Below are 6,105 nucleotides of genomic sequence, written 5' to 3' on the forward strand. Positions count from 1 at the left end.
CGCGTACGCGGCCCGCTCGTTGAGCGAATAATGGTCGAGCGTTTCGGCCACCCCGGCCGCCCGCGCGCGCAACCAATAGTGATGGAACTCAAGCAGGCCGAGCCCGCGCCCGACCGCCCCGAAGGCGTGCATGTAGCGATGACCGAGCCGCGTCCAGCCGTTGAATTCGATGCCGAGCTTGATCGTGCCCTGCGTCGCGGCAAGAAACTCATCCTCGTCGATGCCGAGCGCGTCGTTGAACAGACGGATCTGCGGGATCGTCGCCTCGCCGACGCCGACGGTGCCGATCTCGTCCGATTCGACGAGCGACACCGACCAGCCCGCCGGCAAAAAGCGGCGCAAGCAGGCGGCCGCCATCCAGCCTGCCGTGCCTCCGCCGATGATAACTAGCCGCATGGGGGACATAAGATCAGCCTCTGCCCTGTAGCGCAACAAGAGGACGGGGGCGGCGCGACCCGGCCGCCCCCGTCAGGGAGGGTTCAGAATTTGAACGAAGCGCCCGCGAGATAGCGGCTGCCATAGACCTGATAGTCGATCACCGCCCGGCTATCGCGCGGATCGTCGGTGACGAAGGGCTCGTTCGTCAGATTCTGGCCCTGAATGAAGAGCGACAGCCCCTCGAGCGCGCTGCCCGGCTGGAAGTCATAGCCGATTTGGGCATCGACGATCGTCTCGGCGCGGGCGCGGCGACGGACACGATTGCCGCCGAAGCCCGACAGCTCGCCGATGAAGCTCGACCGGTAGCGCGCGCTGACGCGAGCGTTGAAGCCCCATTTCTCGAAATAGGCGGTGCCGTTGGCGACCCATTTCGAATAGCCGGGAATATCCTGGGCCGGCGCACCCGGTGTCGGCTGGATCTTGGTCTTCGTATAGGACGCACCGCCCGTCACGCCGAAACCGTCGAGCGCCGATACCAGCTCACCAAGGGGCAAGGTACCCGCCAGTTCGACGCCGTAAAGCTTGCCGCCCTTGCCGTTGATCGGGACGTTCGCGGTGCCCAGATAGTTCACGATGATCGGATTGCCGTTCACGTCGAGGCCCGGATCCTGGATCGGATAGCCGGTGAAATCGAAAGCGACGTCCTGATTGTAGATATAGCTCTTCAGATCCTTGTAGAAGAGCTGCACCGCCAGATAACCTTTCGACCCGAAATATTTCTCGAACGTCAGGTCGGCGGCATTGGCGCGCCACGGACGCAGGTCCGGGTTGCCCGCGTCGCCGCGGACGACGGCGCACTGGCGGCCGACGGGGCAGACGCCGCTGCCGACGTCGCCGATCGTCGTGCCATATTTCAGCGACGCGCGCATGTCGTCGAGGCGCGGACGGATGATCTCGCGCGCCAGGCTGAAGCGGACCACGAAATCGCTGGCCGTACGCAGCGACAGGTTCAGGCTGGGCAGCACATCGACATAGTCGGTGCTCGCACGCTGCGGGATGCCCTGGATGTTCGGCGAACCGTTCGCATTCTGGCCGATATAGGCGGCGCTCGCACCGTTCGAATTCTGGTCGGTGAAAATCGCCTGCACGCCGACATTCCCGGTCAGCACCGACGAGCCCATTTCCTGGTCGATGTTGGCCTGGAGATAGGTGGTCATCAGCTTTTCGGACACGTCGTAGGATTTGACCACGACGTCGCCATAGGGATTGGCGACCAGCTGGTAGATGCCGGCCGCGAGCAGGTCGCGCGGGTCGTAGCTGACGACGGGGCCCAGCCCGAGGTAGGACAGGTTGGTCGTGCCGAGGCGATATTGTTCGGGGATCGGCACGCTGGTCAGGCCGTCGGTGTTGGCGACGAGACCGACAAAGGCTTCGTCGGGAACCAGGCTCTTGCTGCGATCGGTATAGTTCACGCCGAACTGCACCGATTTCAGGAAGCCGTCGAGCTCGCGTTCGACTTCGACGCGATATTGCCAGAGTTCGTCCTTGATGATGCGGTTGTTGTAATAGCCGTCCTGGCCGCCGCGGATGCGCGTACCGTCGACGCCGGTCTGGTCGCCGCCCCAGCCGAGCGGGCTGGTGAGCTGGATCAGATCATAGTCGCCATAGTTCAGGCCGGGGCTGAACACGGTGCCGTTGCGGTCGCTGCTGAAGCCGATTGTATCGGTCGCGCCGACGCCCGCGCCGCGCCCGGTGCCGGCATTGCTTTCGAGGATCAGTTCGTTGCGGTCGGTATTCGACAGGCTGATATCAGCGGTGACGTTCCAGCCGTCGTCGCCTTCCCAGCGGTTGTTCCAGCCGAAGCTGTAGAGCTTTGCCTGCCGTTCGAAGACGTCGTTGCGCACGACCCCCTCGACATTGGTGAAGGTGCCCGACCGCGCGAAGACATATTGGCCGCTGCTGTCGACGTCGGTGACATTGACCCCGGCGCCGCCGAAGGCGAGGGGCAGCTCGATGCCGCGCTTGATCTGGTCGTCCTTGAAGTCCGAATAAAAGGCATCGATCGTCGAGGTGAAATTGGGGCTCGGCCGCCACTGCACCGTGCCCTGCAGGCCAAGCCGCGTCAGCTGGGTCGAGGTCGCGTAGCTTTTCGACCCGCCGATGACCACCGGGTTCGCCGCGGTACCGTCGCCGGCATAGCCCCACGCGTTGAATTCCTGGATCTGATAGGGTTCGTCGACATAGCTCGCCGACAATGCGATCCCCAGCGTGTCGTTCGCGAACTGGTCGACGTACACCCCGTTGACGCGGTAGCCATATTTCTTCGACCCGGCGTTCAGCTTGCCGATTTCGGCCCAGCTGCCCCGCCCGCCGACCGAGATGACGCGCTTGCCATAGTCGAGCGGACGGATCGTGCGCAGGTCGACCGTGCCCGAAAGCCCCTGCCCGACGATCGACGCCATCGGGGTCTTGTAGACGAGCACCTGATTGATGACTTCGCTCGGATACTGGTCATATTCGACCGCGCGGTTGTCGCCGGTCGAGGTCTGTTCGCGGCCGTTGAGCAGCGTGGTCGAGAAGTCGGGCGCGAAGCCGCGGATCGAGATCGCGTTCGAACGGCCCGATACGCGCTGCGAGGTCAGGCCCGGCAGGCGCGCGATCGATTCGGCGATCGAGGCGTCGGGCAGCTTGCCGATGTCCTCGGCCGAAATCGATTCGACCACCTGGTCGCGGTTCTTCTTGGCATTGACGGCACTTTGCAGGCTGGCGCTGAAGCCGGTGACCACGATCTCGCCCTCGCCGCTCGAATCGTCCGCAGACGAAGCGCCGGTATCCTGTGCCAAGGCGACGCTCGGCGCGAAGACAATCGAGGCGAGGCCAAGTGCGAGGGCACTGGCGCCGCGGCGAAGGCTTTTGTTGTTTGTCATCTATGCTCCCCTGGCTTCGACGGGATCGCGCGCCCAGCATCAAGGGAAGCGGCTGCCAGCCGCGACTATCCTCTCCGATGCGTGGGATGATCCCATCTTTCGCCCTCGCAATTGAGGCCAATCGGCTGCGAGGGCCATAGGGTATACGTATACGCATAATATGCGCATTCCCGACGTGTCGCCCAAATGCCACAGCGGCTGTTCGAAGCGCGATGGGACTTGCAATATCTTGGCAGGACCGCGGTCGCCGGTTACTTTGTACGCGCCGAGCGACCAACGATAAGGGCGCCGCGACCGGGAGAACAGCATGGGCCGACCACCCTCCGTCAAGCCGACGAGTTTCGACATCGCCTATCTTGCCGGCGTCTCGCAGCCGACGGTCTCGCGCGCATTGCGCGGCAGCAAATCGGTCAGCGCTGCGACCCGGGCCAATATCGAACGCATCGCACGCGAACTGAATTACATGGTCGACAAGAATGCGTCGAGCCTGCGCTCGCAACGCACCCACACGCTCGCGCTGCTCTTCTTTGAAGATCCGACGCCCGACGAATCGATGATCAACCCCTTCTTCCTGTCGATGCTGGGATCCATCACCCGCGAATGCGCGCTGCGCGGATATGACTTGCTCATCAGTTTTCAGCAGATGCACAACGACTGGCACGTCGCCTATCAGGACAGCCACCGGTCGGACGGAATCATCCTGCTCGGCTATGGCGACTATCAGCTGTATCTCAGCAAGCTCGAGCATCTGGTCGAGATGGGCACTAATTTCGTTCGCTGGGGCTCGGTGTCGAGCGAGGGGATCGGGTTGACGGTCGGGTCGGACAATGTCGGCGCGGGCGAACAGGCGGGAGCACACTTGGTGGAAATAGGCCGCCGGGCGATCGCTTTCCTCGGCGATGCGTCGGACCATGCGCCCGAATTTCAGGACCGCTACACCGGTCTGTGCCGGGCGCTTCGTGCCGCCGACATCGTGCCAGATGCCGCGCTTCAACGCGACGCCATATCCTCGGAGGCATCGGGCTATGCCGCGGCGCAGTCGTTGCTCGCTGGCAGAAAGCGATTCGACGCGATCTTCGCGGCGAGCGACCTGATCGCGATCGGCGCAATGCGCGCACTCTCCGAAGCAGGGCTGAAACTCCCGCAAGATGTCGCGATCATCGGCTTCGACGACATTCCCGCCGCTGGCCTGACCTCACCGACGCTCACGACGGTCATGCAGGACATGAAGGGCGCAGGGACGCTCCTTGTCGATGCTCTTCTCGCCAGCATCGACGGGCGACCGGTCGAGCAACGCATGTTGCCCGCCCGGTTGATCAGGCGACAAAGCACAGCAGTTTAGTCAACGTATTCGTATACGTGGTTGCCGCGCGCTTGCCCCGCACGCCGCCCGCTGCAACACGTCTTGCCGACAACAGCCGTCAGCGGCCATGGGAGAGAGATGATGGAAAAGCCGCGGCAGGGCTTCGCCGGCATGTGGAACGTCAGTTTCGGCTTTTTCGGCATCCAGATTGGTTTCGCGCTGCAAAATGCGAACATGAGTCGCATTTTCCAATCGTTGGGCGAGGATATCGAGAAATTGCCCGGACTGTGGGTCGCGGCACCGCTGACCGGGTTGCTCGTCCAGCCGATCATCGGCCACATGAGCGACCGTACCTGGCTCGGCCGCCTTGGTCGGCGGCGCCCCTATTTCCTTGCCGGCGCCCTGCTCGCGACGATCGCGCTGTTCCTCATGCCCGAAAGCCCGTCCATCTGGTTTGCGGCAATGATGCTGTGGGTTCTCGACGCATCGCTCAACATTTCGATGGAGCCCTTCCGGGCGTTCGTCGGCGATATGCTGCGCAAGGATCAGCACAGCATCGGTTATGCGGTGCAGACCGCCTTCATCGGTGCCGGCGCGGTCGTCGGCTCGTTGTTCCCGGCGCTGATGGAGGCGGCAGGCGTCGCCAATGTCGCGCCACCGGGGCAGATTCCCGATACGGTTCGCTATGCCTTCTGGTTTGGCGGACTAGCCCTGTTTCTTGCAGTTTTGTGGACCGTCGTTTCGACCAGCGAATATACCCCTGCGCAGATGGCTGCGTTCGAACCCGCGAATGCAGACGATGCTCCGGCCGGGCGCGCGCTGGCGTCGCGCAGCCACATCGGCAACTTTGGCTGGATTGCCGCCGGGCTGGCAGTCATCTTGATTCAGGTCGAATTTGCGCTGCTGCGCGAGGTGCTGCTGCTCGGCACGCTGTTGATCGGTTATGGCCTGGCCAGCATGATTGCCATCGCGCTCGCGCGCCGCGGCTATGAAAAGAACATGCTGTCAAGCATCGTCGGCGACTTTGCGGGAATGCCGCCGCTCATGAAGCGGCTCGCGGCGGTACAGTTCTTCAGCTGGTCGGCGCTGTTCATCATGTGGATCAATACCACGCCGATCGTCGCGCAATATCATTTCGGCACGACCGACGCGGCCAGTGCGGTTTATCAGGCGGCGGGCAACTGGGTCGGCGAGCTGTTCGCGATCTATAACGGTGTCGCGGCCATTGCCGCACTGACGCTGCTGCCGTGGTTGTCGCGCCATCTGGGACAGGCGCGGACGCACATGGTGGGGCTGGCCTGCGGCGCGATCGGTTTTGCGAGTTTCTTTTTGCTGCGAAATCCGACGCAGCTGATCTTCAGCGAAATTTTCATCGGTATCTTCTGGGCCTCGGTCCTTGCCATGCCCTATGCGATCCTTGCGTCGAGCCTGCCACAGGCAAAGCTCGGCATCTACATGGGTCTCTTCAACATATTCGTCGTCATCCCGCAGCTTCTG

General features: G+C 63.0%; 4 protein-coding genes. 2 read left to right on the forward strand and 2 right to left on the reverse strand.

Annotated elements, in window-relative coordinates:
• Both ABS88_RS22880 and ABS88_RS22885 read right to left on the reverse strand, forming a co-directional pair.
• The coding region (locus tag ABS88_RS22880; RefSeq protein ID WP_286750686.1) for a tryptophan 7-halogenase at positions 1 to 405 on the reverse strand (405 nt) is incomplete at its 3' end.
• Between the two features lie 74 nt (positions 406 to 479).
• Positions 480 to 3,305: a TonB-dependent receptor gene (locus ABS88_RS22885; RefSeq protein WP_286750687.1), complete on the reverse strand. Its 2,826-nt coding sequence runs from the start codon at positions 3,303 to 3,305 to the stop codon at positions 480 to 482.
• 307 nt (positions 3,306 to 3,612) lie between these two features.
• Between ABS88_RS22885 and ABS88_RS22890 the strand changes: the two genes are divergently transcribed.
• A complete protein-coding gene (locus tag ABS88_RS22890) occupies positions 3,613 to 4,647 on the forward strand; it encodes a LacI family DNA-binding transcriptional regulator (protein WP_003047081.1) in 1,035 nt (344 codons plus the stop codon).
• A gap of 102 nt (positions 4,648 to 4,749) precedes the next feature.
• Positions 4,750 to 6,105, forward strand: a 1,356-nt coding sequence (locus ABS88_RS22895) for an MFS transporter (protein ID WP_286750688.1), incomplete at its 3' end; no start/stop codon positions are given.

The sequence above is a fragment of the Sphingopyxis sp. SCN 67-31 genome, assembly GCF_001725095.1.

Bases quoted from the DNA above. Each gene is read 5' to 3' on its own strand.
- ABS88_RS22890 (WP_003047081.1), top strand. From the start codon at position 3,613: ATGGGCCGACCACCCTCCGTCAAGCCGACGAGTTTCGACATCGCCTAT.
- ABS88_RS22885 (WP_286750687.1), bottom strand. From the start codon at position 3,305: ATGACAAACAACAAAAGCCTTCGCCGCGGCGCCAGTGCCCTCGCACTT.